At 65.6% G+C, this 21,132-nt stretch carries 23 protein-coding genes; 5 read left to right on the top strand and 18 right to left on the bottom strand.

Annotation, left to right across the window (positions count from 1 at the left end; translation table 11 throughout):
- Nucleotides 1-10 precede the first annotated feature (10 nt).
- The 9 genes from flgJ to flgB form a co-directional block, all read right to left on the bottom strand.
- Entirely contained in the window at nucleotides 11-967 is a 957-nt protein-coding gene (gene flgJ / locus AC1DOQ_RS08360) for a flagellar assembly peptidoglycan hydrolase FlgJ (protein ID WP_477362091.1), read from the bottom strand.
- A 16-nt stretch (nucleotides 968-983) separates the two neighbouring features.
- Nucleotides 984-2,090: a flagellar basal body P-ring protein FlgI gene (locus AC1DOQ_RS08355; RefSeq protein WP_477362089.1), complete on the bottom strand. Its 1,107-nt coding sequence runs from the start codon at nucleotides 2,088-2,090 to the stop codon at nucleotides 984-986.
- Nucleotides 2,091-2,207: 117 nt separating this feature from the next.
- Nucleotides 2,208-2,858, bottom strand: coding sequence for a flagellar basal body L-ring protein FlgH (locus tag AC1DOQ_RS08350; RefSeq protein WP_477362087.1), 651 nt, complete (start codon nucleotides 2,856-2,858; stop codon nucleotides 2,208-2,210).
- Complete coding sequence (flgG, locus tag AC1DOQ_RS08345; RefSeq protein ID WP_442122346.1) at nucleotides 2,855-3,637, bottom strand: flagellar basal-body rod protein FlgG; 783 nt, start codon at nucleotides 3,635-3,637, stop codon at nucleotides 2,855-2,857. Before flgG ends, AC1DOQ_RS08350 begins: the two co-directional genes overlap by 4 nt.
- Nucleotides 3,638-3,701: 64 nt before the next feature.
- Complete coding sequence (flgF, locus tag AC1DOQ_RS08340) at nucleotides 3,702-4,442, bottom strand: flagellar basal-body rod protein FlgF (protein WP_477362085.1); 741 nt, start codon at nucleotides 4,440-4,442, stop codon at nucleotides 3,702-3,704.
- 226 nt (nucleotides 4,443-4,668) lie between these two features.
- Nucleotides 4,669-6,195 (bottom strand): flagellar hook protein FlgE, encoded by a 1,527-nt coding sequence (locus AC1DOQ_RS08335; protein ID WP_477362083.1) that lies wholly within the window; start codon nucleotides 6,193-6,195, stop codon nucleotides 4,669-4,671.
- 16 nt (nucleotides 6,196-6,211) lie between these two features.
- Nucleotides 6,212-6,928 (bottom strand): flagellar hook assembly protein FlgD, encoded by a 717-nt coding sequence (locus AC1DOQ_RS08330; RefSeq protein WP_477362081.1) that lies wholly within the window; start codon nucleotides 6,926-6,928, stop codon nucleotides 6,212-6,214.
- Nucleotides 6,929-6,946: 18 nt separating this feature from the next.
- Nucleotides 6,947-7,348: a flagellar basal body rod protein FlgC gene (gene flgC, locus AC1DOQ_RS08325; protein WP_477362079.1), complete on the bottom strand. Its 402-nt coding sequence runs from the start codon at nucleotides 7,346-7,348 to the stop codon at nucleotides 6,947-6,949.
- A 2-nt stretch (nucleotides 7,349-7,350) separates the two neighbouring features.
- The gene (flgB, locus tag AC1DOQ_RS08320) at nucleotides 7,351-7,776 is read right to left on the bottom strand and encodes a flagellar basal body rod protein FlgB (protein WP_477362077.1); all 426 of its coding nucleotides are present in this window, start codon (nucleotides 7,774-7,776) and stop codon (nucleotides 7,351-7,353) included.
- 164 nt (nucleotides 7,777-7,940) lie between these two features.
- Between flgB and flgA the strand changes: the two genes are divergently transcribed.
- The 3 genes from flgA to AC1DOQ_RS08305 all read left to right on the top strand — a co-directional run bounded on the left by flgA (nucleotide 7,941) and on the right by AC1DOQ_RS08305 (nucleotide 9,524).
- Nucleotides 7,941-8,642 (top strand): flagellar basal body P-ring formation chaperone FlgA, encoded by a 702-nt coding sequence (gene flgA, locus AC1DOQ_RS08315; RefSeq protein WP_477362075.1) that lies wholly within the window; start codon nucleotides 7,941-7,943, stop codon nucleotides 8,640-8,642.
- Nucleotides 8,643-8,731: 89 nt separating this feature from the next.
- A complete protein-coding gene (gene flgM, locus AC1DOQ_RS08310) occupies nucleotides 8,732-9,046 on the top strand; it encodes a flagellar biosynthesis anti-sigma factor FlgM (protein ID WP_477362526.1) in 315 nt (104 codons plus the stop codon).
- Between the two features lie 7 nt (nucleotides 9,047-9,053).
- Entirely contained in the window at nucleotides 9,054-9,524 is a 471-nt protein-coding gene (locus AC1DOQ_RS08305) for a flagella synthesis protein FlgN (RefSeq protein WP_477362073.1), read from the top strand.
- Nucleotides 9,525-9,588: 64 nt separating this feature from the next.
- Here AC1DOQ_RS08305 and AC1DOQ_RS08300 read toward each other — a convergent pair whose 3' ends face one another.
- On the bottom strand, nucleotides 9,589-12,159 hold the full coding sequence (locus AC1DOQ_RS08300) for an EAL domain-containing protein (RefSeq protein ID WP_477362071.1): 2,571 nt from the start codon (nucleotides 12,157-12,159) through the stop codon (nucleotides 9,589-9,591).
- 392 nt (nucleotides 12,160-12,551) lie between these two features.
- Between AC1DOQ_RS08300 and AC1DOQ_RS08295 the strand changes: the two genes are divergently transcribed.
- Together AC1DOQ_RS08295 and AC1DOQ_RS08290 are read left to right on the top strand one after the other, a co-directional pair.
- Nucleotides 12,552-13,601, top strand: coding sequence for a M35 family metalloendopeptidase (locus AC1DOQ_RS08295; RefSeq protein ID WP_477362069.1), 1,050 nt, complete (start codon nucleotides 12,552-12,554; stop codon nucleotides 13,599-13,601).
- Nucleotides 13,602-13,825: 224 nt separating this feature from the next.
- Nucleotides 13,826-14,911: a M35 family metalloendopeptidase gene (locus AC1DOQ_RS08290; RefSeq protein ID WP_477362067.1), complete on the top strand. Its 1,086-nt coding sequence runs from the start codon at nucleotides 13,826-13,828 to the stop codon at nucleotides 14,909-14,911.
- Nucleotides 14,912-14,921: 10 nt separating this feature from the next.
- On the opposite strand, the gene AC1DOQ_RS08285 is transcribed toward AC1DOQ_RS08290, so the two are convergent.
- The 8 genes from AC1DOQ_RS08285 to AC1DOQ_RS08250 all read right to left on the bottom strand — a co-directional run.
- Nucleotides 14,922-15,410: a hypothetical protein gene (locus AC1DOQ_RS08285; protein ID WP_477362065.1), complete on the bottom strand. Its 489-nt coding sequence runs from the start codon at nucleotides 15,408-15,410 to the stop codon at nucleotides 14,922-14,924.
- Between the two features lie 69 nt (nucleotides 15,411-15,479).
- Nucleotides 15,480-16,217, bottom strand: coding sequence for a flagellar motor protein MotD (gene motD, locus AC1DOQ_RS08280; RefSeq protein ID WP_477362063.1), 738 nt, complete (start codon nucleotides 16,215-16,217; stop codon nucleotides 15,480-15,482).
- 14 nt (nucleotides 16,218-16,231) lie between these two features.
- Entirely contained in the window at nucleotides 16,232-16,975 is a 744-nt protein-coding gene (locus AC1DOQ_RS08275; protein ID WP_477362061.1) for a flagellar motor protein, read from the bottom strand.
- Entirely contained in the window at nucleotides 16,966-17,694 is a 729-nt protein-coding gene (locus AC1DOQ_RS08270; protein WP_477362059.1) for an RNA polymerase sigma factor FliA, read from the bottom strand. Before AC1DOQ_RS08270 ends, AC1DOQ_RS08275 begins: the two co-directional genes overlap by 10 nt.
- 20 nt (nucleotides 17,695-17,714) lie before the next feature.
- The gene (locus AC1DOQ_RS08265; protein ID WP_477362524.1) at nucleotides 17,715-18,530 is read right to left on the bottom strand and encodes a MinD/ParA family ATP-binding protein; all 816 of its coding nucleotides are present in this window, start codon (nucleotides 18,528-18,530) and stop codon (nucleotides 17,715-17,717) included.
- Nucleotides 18,523-20,010 carry a flagellar biosynthesis protein FlhF gene (flhF, locus tag AC1DOQ_RS08260; protein ID WP_477362057.1) on the bottom strand — a complete coding sequence of 496 codons (1,488 nt, stop codon included), beginning with the start codon at nucleotides 20,008-20,010 and terminating at the stop codon, nucleotides 18,523-18,525. The genes AC1DOQ_RS08265 and flhF overlap by 8 nt, the downstream gene beginning before the upstream one ends.
- A 254-nt stretch (nucleotides 20,011-20,264) precedes the next feature.
- Nucleotides 20,265-20,504: a hypothetical protein gene (locus AC1DOQ_RS08255; protein WP_477362056.1), complete on the bottom strand. Its 240-nt coding sequence runs from the start codon at nucleotides 20,502-20,504 to the stop codon at nucleotides 20,265-20,267.
- Nucleotides 20,505-20,923: 419 nt separating this feature from the next.
- Nucleotides 20,924-21,132, bottom strand: a 209-nt coding sequence (locus tag AC1DOQ_RS08250) for an IS3 family transposase (protein WP_477362054.1), incomplete at its 5' end; no start/stop codon positions are given.

Below are 21,132 nucleotides of genomic sequence, written 5' to 3'. Positions count from 1 at the left end.
CGCTAAAACTTTAAGCAAGCGAGTGCTTGATGATCCGCGACAGCTTGGCCGCGTACTGCGGATCGGTGGCGTAGCCGGCGCGCTGCAGGCCGTGGGCGAAGGTGGCGGCGTCGCCGCCGTGGGCCAGCACCTTTTCGTAGCGCGGGTTATTGCTGAGCATCCTTGCGTAATCCTTGAAGGCGTCCGCGTGCGAGGCATAGGAGCGGAATTTCTCGACGCGCGAATGCGGCTTGCCGTTCACATACTCGGTGGTGACGGCGGTGGCGACCTTGCCCTTCCAGCCCGGACCGGCCTTGATGCCGAACAGGTTGTTGCTGGAGCTGCCGTCCTGGTTGCGGATCACGCGCTTGCCCCAGCCGGTTTCCAGCGCCGCCTGCCCCATCATGAACTTGGCCGGCACGCCGGTGGCCTTTTCGGCTTCCTCGGCGGCGTCGGCCAGCTTGTCCTGGAAGGCGACCACGTGGGCCGGCTTGCCGGCATTGCTGGTGCTGCGCGCGCTGCCGGTGATGCCGGAGGCGGAAGCGGCAGCGGCGCCGTCGGTCGACATGGTGTCGGCGTCGCGCATCAGGCGCGTGGCGCTCGCGGCGCCCTGCCCGCTGCCGGCGTCGGCGCCGATCGCCAGCGCGCCCGACTGCATCTGCTTGGCCAGCGCCTGGCCCTGCTGCTGCACCGACAGCTGGCGCACCAGCACGTCGGCCAGGCCGATGCCGCGCTTGGCCAGCTTCTGGCTCATCTGCTGGTCGAGCATGGTGGTGAAGGTGCGGGTCTCCTGGCTGTCCATCGGGCCGTCCTGCGGCGTGGCCTCGCGCATGCTCTTCATCATCATGTTGACGAACATGGACTCGAACTGCGTCGCCGCGCCTTTCAAGGCTTCAGGCGAACCGGCCTTGGCGGACTGTTTCAGGTCGCCGAGGCTGTTGGTATCGAGCGCGAATTTTCCGGACAGGTCAGAGGTCGAGCCGAGCATGATTTACCTTCCTGTTTTAGATGATCTCGAGTTCCGCGCGCAGCGAACCGGCGGCCTTCAGCGACTGCAGGATCGAGAGCAGGTCTTGCGGGGTCGCGCCGATCGCATTCATCGCCTTCACGACTTCGGCCAGCGAGGCGCCGTTGTTCAGCATGATGACGCGGCCGGCGTCCTTCTTGACCGAGGCCGACGGCGTCTGGGTCACCACGGTGGCGCCGCGCGAACCGGGCTGCGGCTGGCTGACCTGGGTATCGGCGCCGATCGTCACCGTCAGGTTGCCGTGCGAGATCGCGCAGGTGTCCAGGGTCACCGCGCGGTTCATCACGACCGAGCCGGTGCGCGCATTCAGGATCACCTTGGCCGCGGCTTCCGACGGCCTGACGTCCATGTTCTCGAGGATGCCGAGGAAGGACACGCGCTGGTCGCTCGACGACGGCACGCGCACGCGGATCACGCGGCCATCCAGGGCGGTGGCGATGCCGGGGCCGAACTTGTCGTTGATCGCCTCGACCACGCGGCTGGCGGTGGAAAAGTCGGTGGTATTCAGTTCCAGCTTGACCTGGTTGTCGGCGCCGAGATTCGAGGCCACCGCGCGTTCGACGGTGGCGCCGGCCGAGATGCGGCCCACCGCCAGCTGGTTCACCTGGGTCGAGGCGCCGCCGCCGGACGCTCCCGCGCCACCGACCAGCACGTTACCCTGGGCCATGGCATACACCTGGCCGTCGGCGCCCTGCAGCGGCGTCATGAGCAGCGTGCCGCCGCGCAGGCTCTTCGCATTGCCCATCGAGGACACGGTCACGTCGATGGTCTGGCCGGGCTGGGCGAAGGCCGGCAGCGAGGTCGTGACCATCACGGCCGCCACGTTCTTCAGCTGCAGCTGGGTGCCGGCCGGCAGGCTGATGCCCTTCTGCTGCAGCATCGCCATGATCGACTGCACGGTGAACGGCGTCTGGGTGGTCTGGTCGCCGGTGCCGTCGAGGCCGACCACGATGCCGTAGCCGGACAGCTGGTTCTGGCGCACGCCGCCAAAGCTGGCGATGTCCTTCAGGCGCTCGGCCTGGGCCGGGGTCGACAGGATCGGGCCGATCAGGGCGATAGCCAGGACGAGCAGTTTGCAATTCATGGTCATTGTCTAGTCAGTTGGGGCAGAGCCGATCCGAGTGATTCGGGCTCCGACCCCAAATATTAGTCAGTTGGGGTCAGAGCCCACCCGAGTGATTCGGGCTCTGACCCCAAATATTTAAAACGGCAGCATCGATTGGAAGAAGCGCGACATCATCGAGGTCAGCTCGGCGCGGTCGATCGTGCTGTTGGTGCGGTACTCGACGCGCGCGTCGGCCACCAGGGTCGACGACACGATATTGCCGGGCTGGATGGTGTCCGGATTGACCATGCCCGAGAAGCGGATGAATTCGATCCCCTTGTTCATCGCGACCTGCTTTTCGCCGACCACGATCAGGTTGCCGTTGGCGAGCACTTCCGAGACCGTCACGCCGATCGTGCCGGTGAAGGCGTTCGAGGCGGTCTGGGTGTCGCCGTCGGCATACTTGTTGGCGGTGCTGGCGGAGACGTTCGCGCCCAGCCTGCCGGCGAGCGGACCCGGCACGCCGAAGCTGGCGCTCCCCGACTTGTTGCCGGTGCTGGCGCCGCTCTTGTTGGCCGAGGTCTTCTCGACGATGCTGACGGTCAGGATGTCGCCGATGTGGCGCGCGCGGCGGTCCTCGAACATCGGGCGGAAGGTGCTGTTATTGTAGATCGCGCCTTCGGAAGGCAGCCCGGCGTCGGCGATCATCGGGCGCACCGAGGTCGGGCCCTTGACGATCGAGGTCGGGGTGCTGGCGCAGCCGGCCAAAGCCAGCAGCACCGCAGCAATACTAAAAACGTTTTTCATAACTGAGCCAGCTTCTGCAGCATCTGGTCGGAAGTCGTGATCGCCTTCGAGTTGATCTCGTAGGCGCGCTGGGTCGTGATCATGTTGACCATCTCCTCGACCACGTTGACGTTCGAGGTTTCGACATAGCCCTGCATCAGTGCGCCGGCGCCGTTGGTGCCCGGGGTGTTGGCGTTGGCGGTGCCGGAGGCGCCGGTTTCGACGTACAGGTTCTCGCCGCGCGATTCCAGGCCGGCCGGGTTCACGAAGGTGTTCAGCTGGATCGAACCGATCTGGGTCGGCGCGGTCTGGCCCGGGGTGGTCACGGAAACGGTGCCGTCGCGGCCCACGGTCAGGGACAGCGCATTGTTCGGGACCGTGATCGGCGGCTGCAGCACGTAGCCGCTGGAAGTCACCAGCTGGCCGTTGGAATCGGTCTGGAAGGAGCCGTCACGGGTATAGGCCTGGGTGCCGTCGGGCAGCAGCACCTGGAAGTATCCGGCGCCGTTGACCATCACGTCCTTGTCGTTGCCGGTCTGCTGGGGATTGCCCTGGGTGTGGATGCGCTCGGTGGCGACGGTGCGCACACCGGTACCGATCTGCAGGCCGGACGGCAGCTGGGTCTGTTGCGAACTCTGGGCGCCGGGCTGGCGCACGTTCTGGTACAGCAGGTCCTCGAACACCGCACGCGACTTCTTGAAGCCGTTGGTGCTGACGTTGGCGAGGTTGTTGGTGATGACGTCGAGGTTGGTCTGCTGGGCTTCGAGACCGGTTTTTGCGATGAATAAGGAACGGATCATGGTGGAGTTCTCCTGACGGCGACGGAACTCCATCGCCCACCATGAAATTATGTCCCAGCAGCAATCAAGTCAAAGCGAGGATCTGGGTGGCTTTCGTCGCGTTATTCTCGGCGTTCTTCAGCAGGCTCATTTGGGTTTCGAAGGAGCGCGCCAGCGAAATCATGTTCACCATCGAGTCCACCGCCGACACATTGCTGCCCTCGAGGGCGCCGCCGGCCACCGTTACCGCGGGATCGGCCTGGGCACTGCTGCCGTCCTTGAGGCGGAACATGCCGTCGTCGCCGCGCACCAGGTCGGCTTCGTTCGGATTCACCAGCTTGAGGCGGCCCAGCACCGTCGGCGCGGCCGGCGTGGTGGTGGTCGACAGGGTCGAGATGGTGCCGTCGCTGCCCACCGCCACGGTCACATCCGGCGGAATCGTGATCGGACCGCCCTCGCCGGCGACGGTCATGCCGTTCGAGGTCTGCAGGATGCCGTTGGGGCTGATCTGCAGCGAACCGTTGCGCGTGTACGACTCGGTGCCGTCCGCATTCTGCACCGCGATCCAGCCCTTGCCCTTGACCGCGACGTCGAGGTCGCGCCCGGTCACCTGCAACGGACCGGAAGAAAAATCGGCGCCGGTGGTGTTGTCGACCACAAAAGCCCGCGTCGGCAAGCCCTCGCTCTGGACCGGCACCGCACGAAACGTATCGAACTGCGCCCGGAACCCCGTGGTGCCGAGGTTCGCCAAGTTATTCGAAGTCGTCGCCTGCTGTTCCAGGATGTGCTTGGCGCCGCTGGCTGCCGTATAAATCAACCGATCCATGTTTTTCCAGTCCCTTCAATTCGGGGTCAATTCGGGGTCAGAGCACTTTATTGTCGAAATTCGGGGTCAGAGCACTTTTTGAGGAAATAGCTTACGAACATATGCAGGCCCTGGCTCTCCAGCGCAGCGCCCGTCGGACGCGCGCCTTCTTTGCCGGCGGCACATTGCTGGAAAAAGTGCTCTGACCCCGAATTTCCAGCGAAATGTGCTCTGACCCCGAATTTTATTAGCGCATGTTCACCAGCGTCTGCAGCACCGAGTCCTGGGTCTTGATGGTCTGGGCGTTGGCCTGGTAGACGCGTTGCGCGGTGATCATGTTGACCAGCTCGGCGGTCAGGTCGACGTTCGAGGCTTCGGTGGCCGAGGATTGCAGCACGCCCAGGCTGCCGGTGTCGGGGGTGCCGACCAGCGGGGTGCCCGAGGCCGAGGTTTCGGCGAAGGCGTTGTTGCCCAGCGGTTCCAGGCCGCCCGGGTTGGTGAAGTTGGCGAGCACGATCTGGCCCAGCGGCTTGGTCTGGCCGTTGCTGTACTGGCCGAGGATGGTGCCGTCCTGGCCGGCCGAGAAGCGCTGCAGGTGGCCTGCGGTGTAGCCGTCCTGGGTGGTCTTCTTCTCGCTGGTGTCGGCGCCGTACTGGGTGGTGCCGGCGAAGTTCAGCTTGATCGGCAGGCTGTCCTTGGCGCCGGTCGGCGGGTAGATCGGCAGGTTCACGGTCAGCGGCAGGGTCTGCGGCGACATCAGTTGCGCCGACAGCGCGCCGTTCGAGTCGAAGTCCAGGTGGCCGACCCGCACCGACGGCACGGAGACGGCCGCGGCGATGTCCTTGTCGATCTGGTCCGGGCTGTAGCCGGCGGTATTGCCGGCGCTGGTGGCCGCGCTCTGGATCGCGGCGATGGTCGCCGGGCTGGCGCCGGCGGCGGTGGCGGCGGTCACGACGGCAGCCGAGGCCTTGCTCGCATAGTCGCTGAGTGCGGCCGAGATCGCGTTGGCGTCCGGCGGCACCGCCTTGGTGGCGGTCAGCCAGGTGTTGCGCGCGGCCTGCACGCCGGCGTCCTGCTGGCTGGCCCCGGCCACGCTCACGTTGGTCAGTTCGGTACCGTCGCTGCCGGCGTACACGTCCCAGGTGCCGGCGCCGGTCTTCACGTAGTACAGCGACATCACGTGCGCGTTGCCCAGGGTGTCGTAGACGTCGACCGGGGTCTGCTTGTTGTAGGTGGTCGGGTCGTCGGCATTGAACGGGAAGTTGGTCGGCGGGTTGGCGCGCGAGTCCAGGTTCAGCGAGGTGTCGACCTTCGACGTCGGCACCGGCTTCAGGTCGGCGGTGCTGATCTGCAGCGGCGACGGCGAGCCGGCCAGGATCTGGCCGCTGGGACCGACGCCGTAGCCGGTCAGGTTGGCGCCCTGCGGGGTCACCAGGTAGCCGTTCTTGTCGAGCGAGAATTGGCCGTTGCGGGTGTACTGGACCAGGCCCGAGGTCTCGGTGCGGAAGAAGCCGGAGCCGTTGATCGCGATGTCGAGCGGATTGGCCGAGGTCTCGATATTCCCTTGGGTGAACTGCTGGGCGATGCCGGCCACGGCCACGCCGATGCCGGCCTGGTTGCCGCCCGCGCCGTTCAGCGAACGCGCGTAGACGTCGGCGAACTGGGTGGTCGAGCCCTTGAAGCCGACCGTGCTGGCGTTGGCGATGTTGTTACCGATGACGTCCAGCGATTTCGCGGCGCCGTTCAAGCCGCTCAGGCCCTGTTGGAAAGACATGTTCTGCTCCTAGAATTTACAAGACTTGCTTGATGTCGGCCAGCGCAACCACGCCCTTGCCGGGCAGGTTCAGCTTGACGCCGTCGGTGCGGTTGGTGGTGACCGAAGCCACGCTGTCGAAGGAGAGCGGCTTGGCGTCGCTCAGTTTGTCCGCGCCCTTGGTCGCGGTAACCTGGAAGGTGTAATTGCCGTCGGCCACAGTGATCGGCTTGCCGTTGCTGTCGAGCTTGGTGGCATCGGGGACGCCGTCCCAGGCCAGCGGAATCACGCCGGCCTTCTGCTTGCCCAGGTCCATCGACTGCACGATCTTGCCGTTCTTGTCCATGATGTCGACCTTCACGCTGTCGGCGTCGGTGCCCAGTTCCACGCCGAGGATGCCCTTGCTGCTCGACAGGGTCACGTTGCTGCCGTCGACCAGCACGCCGTGGCCGATCAGGCTGGTCGCCTGCATCGCTTCCGAACTCTGGTAGCTGGCTTTCAGCGTGTTCAGGGTCTCGTTCAGCTTGTTCACGCCGGTGACGGTCTGCAGCTGGGCCAGCTGGCTGGTGACCTGGGCGTTGTCGAGCGGGTTCAGCGGGTCCTGGTTCTTCAGCTGGGTGACCAGCAGGGTCATGAACTTGTCGGTATCGGCCTGCACGCTGTCGCCGCTGGTGGTCGCGGGCTTGCCGTTCATGGTCGCCATCAGGTCGTTGATGGTGGTGGTCGATCCGGTATTGGTATTAACGGTGGTCATGGATAAGGGCTTTCAGTGTTACTGACCGATCGTCAGGGTCTTGAGCAGCATGGTCTTGGCCGCGTTCATGGTTTCGACGTTGGTCTGGTAGGAGCGCGATGCCGATAGCATATTGACCATCTCGTCGACCACGTTCACGTTCGGCATCGTCACATAGCCTTTGCCGTCGGCCAGCGGATTCTTCGGGTCGTACACCTGCTTCATCGGCGACGGATCGTCCACCACTTCGCGCACCTTGACGCCGGTGGCGCCGGACGCCACCGGCACCGCCTCGAACACGACCTGCTTGGCGCGGTAGGCTTCGCCGGTGGCGCTGGTGGCGCTGTCGGCATTCGCCAGGTTGCTGGCGGTGGCGTTCAGGCGCTGCGACTGGGCGCTCATCGCCGAACCGGCGACATTGAATACGTTAAATAGCGACATGATTACTGGCCTCCCTGGATGGCGGCGAGCAGGTTGCGGATCTGGTGGTTGATCATGGTGATGCCGGCTTCGTAACGCAGGCCGTTGTCGGCGAACTGGGTGCGCTCGGTGTCCATGTCGACCGTGTTGCCGTCGACCGCGCCCTGGGCCACGTTGCGGTACAGAACCGGCGTGCCGTCCGTCAGCGCCTTGCCGTCCGCCGCCACCGGGCCGTTGGCGATATGGCCCTGGGCGGTGGTGGCCAGCCCGCCCTGCTGGGCGCCACGCGACAGCGCACTCTGCAGCGCATTCGAGAAATCGATGTCGCGCGCCTTGTAATTGGGCGTATCGGCGTTCGCGATATTGGACGCCAGCAATTCCTGGCGCTGCGAGCGCAGGCTCAGTGCTGTTTCGTTAAAACGCAGGTAGTCGTCGAGTTTGCCGATCATGCCGCCTCCGGGGCCTTCACTTATTGGACAGCATCGATCATACGGGCCTGTCGAGTCTTCCAATCGGGCAATAAAGGGACCCAAACCGCGGCTATTCCAAGTTTCAGTACCGGACCGGGACGCCTAAGATGGCAGCATCGAATCTCCTCGCAAGCCCATTTCCCATGTTCCGCACCCTGTTTGTCTCCCTGTTGGCCGCTCCGCTGCTCGCCCTGCCCGGCCTTGCCGCGGCCGCGGCCGGCGTCCAGAACGTGAACGCGCTGCGCGCCGTGGTCGAGCAGTTCCTGCTGACCCAGACCGCCGGCCTGCCGGGCGAAGTGTCGGTGAAGGTGGGCGCGGTGGACGCCCGCACCGCGCTGGCCAGCTGTCCGGCGCCCGAGGCCTTCCTGCAGCCGGGCGCGCGCGCCTGGGGCAAGACCACGGTCGGGGTGCGCTGCACGGCGCCGTCGAACTGGACCATTTATGTACAGGCCCAGGTGAACGTGAAGGCGGATTACGTGGCGGCGGCGGTGCCGCTGGCCCAGGGCCAGCCGGTCGAGCAAGGCCAGCTGATGTTGGTAAAAGGCGACATCGCGGCGATGCCGAACGGAATCATTACCGATATGTCCCAGGCGATCGGGCGCACCCCAACCGTCTCGCTGGCGGCCGGCACGCCCCTGCGCCTGGATACCCTGCGCAGCAAGCCGGTGGTGCAGCAGAACCAGGCGGTGCGCCTGGTGTTGAACGGTAACGGTTTTTCGGTATCGTCCGAGGGCCGCGCGATCGGCACCGCCGGCGAAGGCCAGGTGGTGCAGGTGCGCACGGCGTCCGGCACGGTGGTCAGCGGGACGGCGAAGGCCGGCGGCCTGGTGGAAGTTGCGTTTTGAGCGTAAGAGTATCCTAAAGTTTTCGGCAGCCAGGCCGTTACAGAATGCAGATCCCGGGCTTTCTGTTCCGAACCGCAAAGGATAATGCTGTGAAAATCAACGATACCCTCAAGAACAACGCAGGCGTTCAGGCGAACAATACGCCGCCCGCCAACGCGAAAAGCGCCGACAATGCGGCAGCTGCCGTTGCCAGCGCGACCACGCCGGCGGCAACCGACACCGTGCGCCTGTCCTCGCAGGGCCAGGCGCTGGCTGCCGGCGGTACGAATCAGACGTTCGACGCCAAGAAAGTCGAGCGCATCAAGGCGGCCATCGCGGATGGCCAGTTCCAGGTAAATTCGGAGAAAGTGGCGGATGGCCTGCTGGAAACGGTACGCGACCTGCTGCACTCCCGCAAACGATAGATAAGACATGGCCATTGCATCCCCCGGCGCAACGCTGCGCGACGAACAGCAACTGATCGGCTCCATCGTGGAGCTGATGAAATCGGAACAGCAGTTCCTGGTCGATGCGGATGCCGATGGCCTCGCCACCCTCACCCCGAAGAAGCTGCAGCTGGCCCAGAAAGCAGCCGAGCTGGCGCGACTGCGCCACAAGGCGCTCGGCGCCGCCGGCTTCCCCGCCGGCGAGACCGGCATGGAGCCCTGGCTGGCGGTGAGCGGCAGCGACGAGGTGCACGCCCACTGGAACCGCCTGCTCGAGCTCACGCGCGAAGCCAAGGAACTCAACCGCGTCAACAGCATGCTGGTCAACAAGCAGCTGGCGCACACCCAGAACATGCTGAACGAACTGCGCCCGGCTTCGGCCGGCGCCGCCGCCGTGTATGGGCCGGGTGGCCAGGCGCTGGGGTCGGGGCCTTCGCGGCGGTATGTAGTAGGTTAAATCCCGTCACCGGACAGTAAGCGCCACATCGACGTTCCCAGCGCAGGAATGCCCGGCACGACGACTAGGCGCCCTGCTCCCTCAATAACGCCTCCACCCGCTCCGCCGTCACCGGCCGGCTGAAGTAGAAACCCTGCATCCGGCTGCAGCCGTGCGCGCCCAGGAAGTCCAGCTGGGCGGCGTTTTCCACGCCTTCGGCGATCACTTCCAGCTTCATCGACTGCGCCAGCGCGATCACCGCCTTGACGATGGCGGCATCGTCGCCTTCGATGGTGTCGCTGCCGGCGATGTCGGACACGAAGGAGCGGTCGATCTTCAGGCAGTGGATCGGGAAGCGCTTCAGGTTGGCCAGGCTCGAATAGCCGGTGCCGAAATCGTCGACCGCCAGGTGCACGCCCATGCTGGAGAGGTGCGCCATGGTGTCGGCGGCCGCGGCCGGATTCTCCATCAGCACGCTTTCCGTGATCTCCAGCGTCAGCCAGGACGGTTCGCAGCCGGTTTCCCGCAGCAGGCGCTCGACGTTGGCGGCGACGTCGCGCTCGCGGAACTGGCGCGCCGACATGTTCACGCTCATGCGCGGCGGCGCGCCGCCGGTCAGTTCCGCAAAGCGGGCCTGCTGGCGCAGCGCCTCCTCCAGCACCCATTCGCCGATCGGCACGATCAGGCCGGTCTCCTCGGCCAGCGGGATGAAGTCGGCCGGCGCCACCATCGGGCCGCCGTCCGGCTGCCAGCGCAGCAGCGCCTCGACGCCGACGATGCGTCCGCTGGCGGCATCGACCTGGGGCTGGTAATGCAGCACGAACTCGCCGCGCAACAGGCCGCGTTGCAAGCCGTTCTCGATGCGCAGGTGCTGCTCGGCCTTGACGGCGAGATCGGCCGCGTAGAAGGCGTAATGGTTGCCGCCGCTGGCCTTGGCGCGGTACATCGCGCTGTCGGCCGCCTTCAGCAGGGCTTCGCTGTCGCGCCCGTCGTCCGGATACATGGCGATGCCGATGCTCCCCGACGGGAACACCTCCTGGCCGCACAGCGCCAGCGGCTGGAACAGGCTCTCGAGCAGCTTGGACGCCACCAGCGCGGCGTCGTCCGGCCCTGCCAGGTCCGCCAGCACCACCACGAATTCGTCGCCGCCCTGGCGCGCCACGGTGTCGCTCTCGCGCAGCACGCCGGACAGGCGGCGCGCGATCTCGACGATCAGCTGGTCGCCGGCCTCGTGGCCGAGGCTGTCGTTGACGTGCTTGAAGCGGTCGAGGTCGATGAACATCACGCCGACCTGGCGCCGCGCGCGCTGGGCCTGGGCGATCGCCTGCGCCAGGCGGTCCTGCAGCAGCAGGCGGTTCGGCAGTCCGGTCAGGGCGTCGTGGCTGGCCATCCGCAGCAGGGCTTCCTCGGCCTGCTTGCGGCGCGAGATGTCCTCGACCGCGACGATCAGGCGCAGCTGGCCGGAGGCGGCTTCCCGCATGGTCGAGGCGCTCAGCGCCACCCAGACTTCGCGTCCGTCCTTGCACAGGTAGCGCGTCTCGCGCTGGAAGTCGCGGACTTCCCCAGCCACCAGGCGCGTCACCAGGGATTTGTCCTCATCCAGCTCGTCCGGATGGGTGATCTGGTGGAAGAAGCGCTGCAGCAGCTCGATCTCGGTATAGCCGACGATGCGCGACAGCTTGCGGTTCACGCGCAGGAAGCGCCCTTCGCGCGACAGCAGCGCGATGCCGACCGCGGCCTGGCTGAAGGTCAGGCGGAAGAACTCCTCGCTCTCCTGCAGGCGCAGCCTGGCCTGGCGGCGGAAGGTGACGTCCTGGCCGATCAGGAGCAGCAGCTCGTCGCCGGCCTGGCGGGTGCGGCGGATGTTGAACTCGAACCAGCGCACGCCGTCCGCGTGGCCGTACACCGGCACCACCACAGCATCCTGCGGTGTGCTGGCCTGCAGCGCGGCCGTCACCCGCTCGCCCAGTTCCGGCGCCGGGATCAGCGCCTCGAGTTCGGGGTGGGCGCCGAGCACGTCCTCGGGGACGCCAAGCATGGCGCTCATGGTGGCGTTGATCGAGCGGACGCGGAGTCCGGCGTCGACCACCAGCAGGCCGGCCGGCATGCCGTCGATGATCTGCTCCAGGTGGTTCTTGTACTGCAGGACGCTGCGCTGGCCGGCGTGGCCGTAGGTGTCCAGGGCCAGGCCGATGTCGAAGGCGACCACCTTCAATACCGCGTTGTAGGCGGCGCCGAAGCGCTTCGGATCGCCTTTCAAGCGCTCCCACAGCAGCGGAATCATCTCGGCCAGGTATTTGCGGTAGGCGCCGATATACCACTTCGGCTCGAGGCCGATGCTCTGGTGTACCACGCCGACGCGCAGGCGGTCGTGCACGTAGTCCGGGCCGTAGTCGCCGGCGGTCAGGCTGTGGAAATACACGCGCAGGGTATCGCGCAGGCGCGCCATGACGGCATCGTCCTTCAGCAGCACGCGCAGCTCGCCGAACTCCAGCAGGTGGTCGTAGAAGGCTTCGGAAAAGGATGCGCCGTCGGCGCCGGTGAGGGCATGCACTTCGCGCAGCAGGGCCTGGTCTTCCCCGCTCAGTTCGAGGAAGCGCTTGCGCGCCGCGATCTCGCGCTCGTCCAGCCCGATCTCGCTTGCGATCGCTGCCACTGAATTGTCTGATCCGCTCATAAAACCGATGTTCGATGAATGCGCCCGCCGATGCTTGCGCCCATTGGGCGCGCCAATGCGGCAGCCACCGCGGCAGGCGCAAGCGCGGTGGTTCGGGGTGCTGTGGGGCGCATCTCGTGAGCCTCTACGCGCGTTGTTTGGACGGCGCAAGAGCGGTCAGGACGTGGTCATTTCCGTCGTGAAACTCGTATGTTCTTCCAGCATCATTTCATTCTATCAATCGTGCACTGCACCAAGAACTCTTATCTGTGCCAAACAATCAATCCGTTGCGCTAAAGCCGCACTCAGAGTGTGGTTTCTTGCGGCACAGCAATATTCTCGGGCGTCCGGCTTGCTACAACCGGTTTTTGGAAAAGCACGAGGAGGCAGACATGGACTGGAAAAGGATCATCAGGGCGGCGCTGGCGACGGGCCTGCTGGCCGCGTCCGGCGCGACGCCGGCGGCCGCCGACGTCACGATCCGGGTCACGCCGGAACGCCAGAGCCTGGCGAAGAGCGACGACGTGGTGGTCGACGTCACCGTCACCAACGCGACCGCGGCCACCCAATACCTGCTGAAATGGCAGACGCCGTTCGGCGCCATCGAAGCCCCGCTGTTCGAGGTGACGCGCGACGGCCTGCCGGTGCGCTACCTGGGCATCCAGGTCAAGCGCGCGGCGCCGACCGCGGCCGACTACATCGCCCTCAAGCCGGGCGCTTCGCGCAGCGTGAAGGTCGAGCTGTCGGCCCTGTACGACATGGGCATCACCCGCGCCTACAGCGTGCGCTGGCGGGACGGCGCGACCCGGCTGTTCAGCCGTCCCGGCGTGGCGCGCAGCGCCGCCCTGCCCGATCCGCTGCCTGCCGCGGTGTGGATCGCCGGCCGCCTGCCGCGCGGTACGCTCGACACCGGCGCCGTCCCGGCGGAAGGCGCGGGCCCGGGCTTCAGCCGTTGTTCGAATGCCCAGCAGGAGACCATCACCGCGGCGGCGCAGGCCGCACAGGCGATGGCCCGGGACGCCGGCCTCTACCTGCAGGGCACCGAGTTGGGGCCGCGCTACACCGGCTGGTTCGGCGCCCTCGACGCCGTACGCCCGGCCACGGTGACACGCCACTTCGAGGCGATCGGCGCGGCCTTCGCGAACAAGCCGGTGACGGTCGATTGCGGCTGCAAGGAGTCCTGGTACGCCTATGTGTATCCGAACCAGCCCTACAAGATCTACGTCTGCAAGGCCTTCTGGAACGCCCCGCTGACCGGCACCGATTCGAAGGGCGGCACCCTGGTGCACGAGATGAGCCACTTCACGGTGGTGGCCGGTACCGACGACCTGGCCTATGGACAGTCGGCGGCCAGGCAGCTGGCGGCCAGCGATCCCGCCAGGGCGGTCGAGAATGCCGACTCGCACGAGTACTTCGGCGAAAACACCCCGCCACTCCCGTAGGGTGGGCACGCTGTGCCCACGCCGGTCCCACCCCACCCTACCTAGCATGAGTTTGTTAAATTTTCCTGCGCGCGATTACATGCTTTGACGCAGGTCAATCGTATAGACAATAGCGCCGAAATCCGTTTGCGCACGCTCATGAACTCCGTGAGGATGATTGCTGGGCTCAGCCCGCTAGAACAATGGCTGCGGGGCAGCCGATAACGAACCTTACGGAGAGAACCATGAGCAGGAAAATCGTGAAATGGGCTGCCGGCGCCGCCGTGCTGGCCATGTCGATGGCCGCCCAGGCCGGCAATAACGGCGTCGTCGTCTCGGTCGCGCCCGAGAAGGCCTCGCTTGGCAAGAGCGACGACGTGGTGGTCAAGGTTACCTTCACCAATACCTCGGGCAGCCCGCAGTACGTGCTGAAGTCGCACACGCCTTTCGAGGAGGCCGATGCACCGCTGTTCGAGATCACGCGCGACGGCCAGAAGGTGCGCTATCTCGGCGCGATCGCCAAGCGCGCGGCGCCCACCGCCGCCGACTATTTCCTGCTCAAGCCCGGCGCCTCGTACAGCGTCAAGGTCGAACTGTCGGCACTCTACGACATGGCCACCACCGGCGACTATGCGATCCGCTACCACGCCGTCTCGCCCGACCTGTTCTCCGGCGGCGCCGGCGGCGGCAAGGACACCGGCGAGCTGAAGTCCGATGCCGCCACCGTCTGGATCGACGGCATCCGTCCGCGCGGCTCGCGTGAGGAAACCAGGACCCTGGCCGAGATGCAGGCCCAGGCCGGCATGGTAACGGCGGCAGGCGGCGCGCTCGCCTTCAGCAAGTGCACGACCTCGCAACAGGCCGACGTCACCTCGGCCGTCTCGGCCGCGCTGTCGATGGCGAGCGACGGCGACGCCTACATGGCCAAGGGCACGATGGGTACGCGCTACACGAAATGGTTCGGCGCGGTCGACAGCAGCCGGGTCGCTACCATCAAGGCCCACTTCGCGGCGCTCAAGGATGCCTTCGCGACCAAGCCGATCACGGTGGACTGCGGCTGCAAGAAGACCTATTACGCCTACGTCTACCCGACCCAGCCCTACACCATCTACGTGTGCAAGGCCTTCTGGAGCGCGCCGATGACCGGCACCGACTCGAAAGGCGGCACCCTGGTGCACGAGATGAGCCACTTCAACGTGGTGGCGGGCACCGACGACTGGGTCTATGGCCAATCGGGTGCGGCCAGCCTGGCGATCAGCAATCCGTCGCAGGCCATCGACAATGCCGACTCGCACGAGTACTTCGGCGAGAACACGCCAGCCTTGCAATAACGCGGCAACCTTATTTCTGGGTGTGGCTGAACATGACCGCGTCGGTCTTGATATCGGCCGCCGAATCGAGCTGGCGCACGTCCGCCAGCGCACTGCCCTCGTAGCGGATCACATAGGTGTGCGTGCCCGGCCTGAAGGCGTAGGCATGGGTGATGTCGATGGTGTGCGTGTGGGCCGAGTGCGGCGCCAGCTCGACATAGTCGTCCAGGCTCAAGGGGCTGCGCTTGACCATGCGGCCCGTGTACGGCACCGGCGCCTCGCCGGGATGCTCGCGCAGGTCGAACAGGCGACGCGTCAGTTCGGTATCCGCCGCCACCTCGCGCGGCAGGCCGACCCTGCGCTCGCCGCGGTTCTCGATCCTGAAGGTCACCAGCACCTTGTCATGCCTGGCGTCGACGCTCAGGCTCGCATGCACGTTCATCAATCCTCCTTCATCGGCGCGCGCGGCGGTGGCCGTCATGAGCCACAGCGCGGCGCACAGCATCGTTCGTCGGCGCATCGACATCTCCTGTCGGGTTGAACGATTGTGCGCCGGCATGGCCGAAATGCCAAGCGTGCGCGGGTGGGATTACTCCGTGCCCGCCAGGATGGTGACCGCCACGCGCCGGTTGCGCGCGCGCCCGACCGGATCGTCGTTGGAAGCGATCGGCTGGTTGGCGCCGCGCCCGACCGCGGCCAGGCGGCGCTCCGCCACCCCGCTCTCGATGAACAGCCGCACCACGGTGGTGGCGCGCACCGCCGACAGTTCCCAGTTCGAGGGGAAGGCGGCGTTGGCGATCGGGGTGGTGTCGGTGTGGCCCTCGACCTCGATCGCATGCGGATCGTCCTTCAGCAGGCCGGCCACGGTGGCGAGGGTTTCGCGCGCATTGCCGGTAAGGCCGGCGTCGCCCTCGTCGAACAGCACGCTGGCGTTGATCTCGATGGTGATGCCGCGGGCGTTCTGGGTGACGCGCACCTTCCCGCTCTTGACCAGCGGCGCCAGCACGCTGTTGAGCTTACGCGCCAGCAGGTCGAGGCGCTCGCGCTCGCGCTTGGCCGCCTCCGCACGCTTGTGCGCGATGATGTTCGCCAGCGGCAGCGGCAAGGGGTCGGTCTCGACCGAGGTATTGATCCTGGCGGCGGCGCCGCGCCCGCCGAAGGCGTCGCCGAGGGCGTCCGACAGCACCTTGTACTTGCCGACGTTGACCACCGAGACTGCGTACATGACGACGAAGAAGGCGAACAGCAGGGTGATGAAGTCGGCGTAGGAGATCAGCCAGCGCTCGTGGTTCTCGCTGTCTTCGACGAAGTGCTTGCGGCGCGCCATGTGCCCGGCCCGGATCAGTGCTGCGCCATCAGGCAGGCGATGCGTTCCTCGAGCACCCGGGTGGTGTCGCCGGTGGCGATGTCGTGGAACACGTCGGTCAGGATTTCGTACTGCAGCACGCGCTCGGCGACGATCCCTTTCAGCTTATTGCCGACCGGGTAGAACAGCAGGTTGGCCAGGCCCACGCCGTACACCGTGGAGACGAAGGCGACCGCGATGCCGGCGCCCAGGCGCGAGGGGTCGCTCAGGTTTTCCATCACGTGGATCAGGCCCAGCACGGCGCCCAGGATGCCGACCGTCGGCGCATAGCCGGCCGCCGATTCCCAGATGCGGGCGGCCTGGCGCTCGCGCATCTCGTAGCTGTTGATCTCGGTTTCCAGCAGGCTGCGCAGCTTGTCCGGATGGACGCCGTCGACCACCAGGCGCAGGCCCTTCTGGATGAAGGGATCGGCCTTCGCCATGTACTGTTCCAGCGACAGCAGGCCGTCGCGGCGCGCCGACAGGCTCCACAGGTGGATTTCGCGCGCCAGGTGCTGGCGGCGGTCGGGCGGCGGCGCGAACACCCAGCGCAGCATGCGCAGGCCGCGGATGAAGGCGGATTTCCTGGTTTGCAGCAGCACGGCGCCGAAGGTGCCGACCACCACGATCGCGAACGCGGCCGGCTGCACCAGCGAGGAGAACTTGCCGCCGTCGAGGGTATGGCCGACGATGATGCCGGCGATCGCCAGCAGCAGCCCGAGCAGGCTGGCTATGTCCACGCGCGCTCCCGCAGGTAGGCGCGCAGGCGGGCCACGGCCTGGCTGTGCAGCTGAGAGACGCGCGACTCCGACACGCCCATCACCGCGCCGATCTCCTTGAGGTTCAGTTCTTCCTCGTAATACAGGCCCATCAGCAGTTTTTCGCGCGGCGGCAAGGCGTCGATGGCGTCGATCACGGCCTGGCGGAAGTCGGTTTCCATCAGCGCCCGCAGCGGGTCGTCCTCGTCGACGGCATAGCGGTCGAGGAAGCTGTCGCTGCCCTCGTCGCCTTCGCCGCTGTGGAAGTCTTCGTAGTAGAGCAGCTGGTGGCCGCCGGAATCGCCCAGCATCTCCTGGTAGTCGGCCAGCGGCAGCTTGAGCGATTTCGCCACTTCGGATTCGCTGGGCGGGCGGCCGAGCTGCTGCTGCAGCGCGGCCATCGCCTGCTCCACCTTGCGCATGTTCTGGCGGGTCGAACGCGGCATCCAGTCGCTGTTGCGCAGCTCGTCGAGCATGGCGCCGCGGATCCGCAGCACCGCATAGGTCTCGAACTGGGCGCCGTGGTTCTCTTCGTAGCGGCCGATCGCATCGAGCAGGCCGATCATGCCTGCCTGTACCAGGTCATCGACTTCGACGGACGGCGGCAGCTTCGCCTTCATCTGGTGGGCGAGACGCTTCACCAACGGCATATGCTCCGTCAGCAAATGATTCTTGTCCGCTTTCCCTTTAACCGTGTACATGTTTGCTTATTCGTATTCTCTTATGCAGCGTGGCTCATGCCTGTCGCAAAACGGCCGGCCAGGCGGCGGAATGCCACCGAGGCACCCGCCAGCGGGAAAGCGTCGACCACGGCACGCCCGAGGCGTGCGGCGCGGTGCAGGTACTCGTCGGCCGGTACGGAGCCCATGGAGCTCAGAGTTACCGCCAAGTAACGTGTTGCCGCAGATGACATATTATCGTATACCACCTTCGCCTCGGCTTCGGTAGCGCCCGTGACAAGGATACCGAAGGGACGGCGGCCCAGATGCTGGGACAGGCGCTTGATCAAGGCATAGGCATTCGTGATGGATGTCGCGCCGGTCGAGACCTGGACCACGATCTCCGACGAGGCCATGATCGGCACCGGAAAGCCGCCCTCCTCGCTGAATTCGCCGTCGACGATGACGATGCTGCCGGCCGCCTGCTTGACCAGCACGTCGAAGGTCTTGGCCAGGCGGCGGGTTTCATCCGCGCCCCCCGCCTGCGCGGGGGTGACGGAAGAATGGCCCATCTTCACCACCGAAAAGCCCTGCGGCGCCGGATGGATCACCTGGTTCAGCGCACACTCCTGGCGCGCCACCTGCAGCAGGCCGGGGCCGCGGTCCACGCCCAGGCGCCGGGCCACGCCGTAGCCGCGCTCGCAGGCGTCGACGATCAGCACGTCATTGCCGCTCTGCGCCAGCGAGGCGCCGAGATTGATCAGCATGGCGCCCTTGTCGTCCTGCGCGGTCGCCGAGAGGAAGGTCACGATCCGCGGCTTGGGGCCGGCCAGCATCCGGCGCAGGCCTTCGGCCTGGTCGAAGTCGAAGCTAGCCAACATACACCTCGCGCAGCGAACGGTCGCTGTTCAGGTTGCCGAGGCCGGCCATCATCAGCGGCAGGTCGGCGTCGGAAAACTGGGCCGCGGCCTCCTTCTTGTTGCGGAAGGCGCGGTCGACCAGCATGGCGCGGTCGGCCAGGTGCAGGTCTTCCGGCACGCGCTGGCCGGTCGACACGTAATACAGGTTCAGCTTCTGGCGGATCATCACGTCCAGCACGCCGCCGATCGAAGCGGCTTCGTCCAGCTTGGTCATGATGCAGCCGGCCAGGCCGGTGCCCTGGTAGGCGCGCACCACTTCGTTCAGGGTTTCGTTGGTCGAGGTCGCGTTCAGGCACAGCAGGCGCTGCACGTTGGCGCCGCTCTCCGTCAGCATGGCCACCTGTTCGGTCACCATCTGGTCGCGCTGCGACATGCCGATGGTGTCGATCAGCACCGTGTGCTTGTTGCGCAGCTCTTTCAAGGCGATCCGCAGGTCGGCTTCATCCTTCACCGAGTGCACCATCACGCCGAGGATCTTGCCGTAGATGCGCAGCTGCTCGTGGCCGCCGATACGGTAGGCGTCGGTGGTGATCAGGGCCAGCTTTTCCGGGCCGTGGCGCATCACGCAGCGCGCCGCCAGCTTGGCGGTGGTGGTGGTCTTGCCGACGCCGGTCGGGCCGACCAGCGCGAACACGCCGCCGCGGTCGAGGATCGCGTCCTCATCGGCCATGGTGGTGATGTTGCGCGCCAGGACAGTCTTGATCCAGCGGAGCGATTCGGCGGCATCCTTGCCGGCCGGGAGCTTGTCTACGAGATAGCGCGACAGGCTGGCCGAAAAGCCGGCGCCCAGCATCTCGCGCAGCACGGCGGCCTTCTGCGGCTCGCGCTGCTGGGTGCTGCCCCAGGACAGCTCGGACAGCTGCGATTCCATCATGCCCCGCATCGCGCGCAGCTCGCTCATCATGCCCTGCATCTCGGCGGCGGCGGCGCTTGCTGCCGATTCCTTGGCCTGGGCGATCGCGGCGGACATCATGGCCGTCATCGCCGCCATGTCGAAGCTGGGTGCTTCCGGCTGCGGAGCGCGGCGGTTGGCGTAGGTTTGCGGGGCCGGCTCGTCCATGTCATGGAAGGACGGCATGGCCGGGCGGGCCATCGGCGCACGTGGCGCTGCTGCTGCCGGCTCGGCCGGGACTTCGAAGGACGGCGCGCTGTAGGGGCGCGGGGCCGGTCCGTCGATACGGCCGGCTGCGTGCAGCGTGCGGGCCGCCGGTGCCGCCGGCGCATCGTCCAGATGGTGCAGCTGGGGGCGCGGGGCCGCCATTTCCGACTCCGGCGCCGGCGAAGCCAGCGAAGCGACGTCGTCGTTGTCCAGCGCCAGGATCTCGACCACGCCGTCCACCGGGCGGTTCGACAGGATGACCGCGTCCGGCCCCAGGGCATCACGCACTTTGCGCAGGGCCTCACGGGAAGTCGGGGCTGTAAATTTCTTCACGTTCATCGTTGGTCTCCGCTCTTGCAGGCAGGTGTTACGTCAGTCGGTCGCTATTCGTTGGTGGGCGCAGTGGCCCATTCATGGATAGGATTATTGACGATGCCGCAGGGAAACCATCAAAGGAGAAGGAAGGGGAAAAAGCCTTATTTCTTCAAGGCAGAGTTCAGGCATTTGCGGTGGTTTCGATGCCTGATGACGTCTGAGTTCGATTAGACCATGACAGATTTCCTCTGTCATGGTGCCGAAGCGGATCCGATTATTCAGCTCACATATCCTAGAGGTTGTTGCTTTTGTTCGAGTTCAGTTAGCCATTCAATTGCATGCTCAACATTCGAGCTAGGAATATTCCCCTCTTCCAGTGCTGCTCGGATATCCCATTCAGCTTGCCTCTCAAGAATTGCACGGAACGCTTCACGGCTGTAAACAGGAGTGATTGGCTTAAGGGTTTGAAACAAGCCAAAGGCATGGCTATCCTTGATGTTTTGCAACGATTGCACCATTGTTGTCTCCTCGCAAAGGGATAACTAATCCTAACACTTTGTAACGGGAGCACAAGGTTCGTTAGCGCACGAACTTTAAATTGGCAATTAAATATCAAATTTCTAAGTTACTCTCTACACTAGCCCACAACTCGTAATCTAAGTGGTTTCGGCTCCAGAATGTCGGAATGCGACACCACCTTCAACTGCGGCAGCGACTGGTGCAATATGTAGGACTGAAACATACGTATTGCCCACAGCGCCAGCGCACCACGTCAGGACCATCGCTTCCTGCTGCCGTGTTGCGTTGCTGGTCTGCTGGACAACGCTATACGCAGATTGCACTCAACCACGCAGCACGCGCAGATCGCGCAGATCGCCCTATACTGCAACTACCATACTGAATCGCCCCGGTTTTCGTGGAGGCCGGTTTATGTGAGTCAGGCCGGGATGGCTTGACAGCTCAACTGCGCGTAATAGTTTGCCTCAGCTTCCGCCGGCGGTATATAGCCAAGTGGTTCCAGCAGGCGGTGATGATTGAACCAGGCCACCCATTCCAAGGTCGCCAGCTCGACGGCCTCGCGTGTCTTGCAGGGAGCGCGGCGATGGATCAGCTCAGCCTTGTACAAACCGTTGATGGTCTCGGCCA

This window comes from Massilia sp. 01N417 (assembly GCF_056399645.1).
The sequence above is the reverse complement of the archived record's forward strand: the minus strand, read 5'-3'. Positions and strand labels throughout refer to the sequence as shown.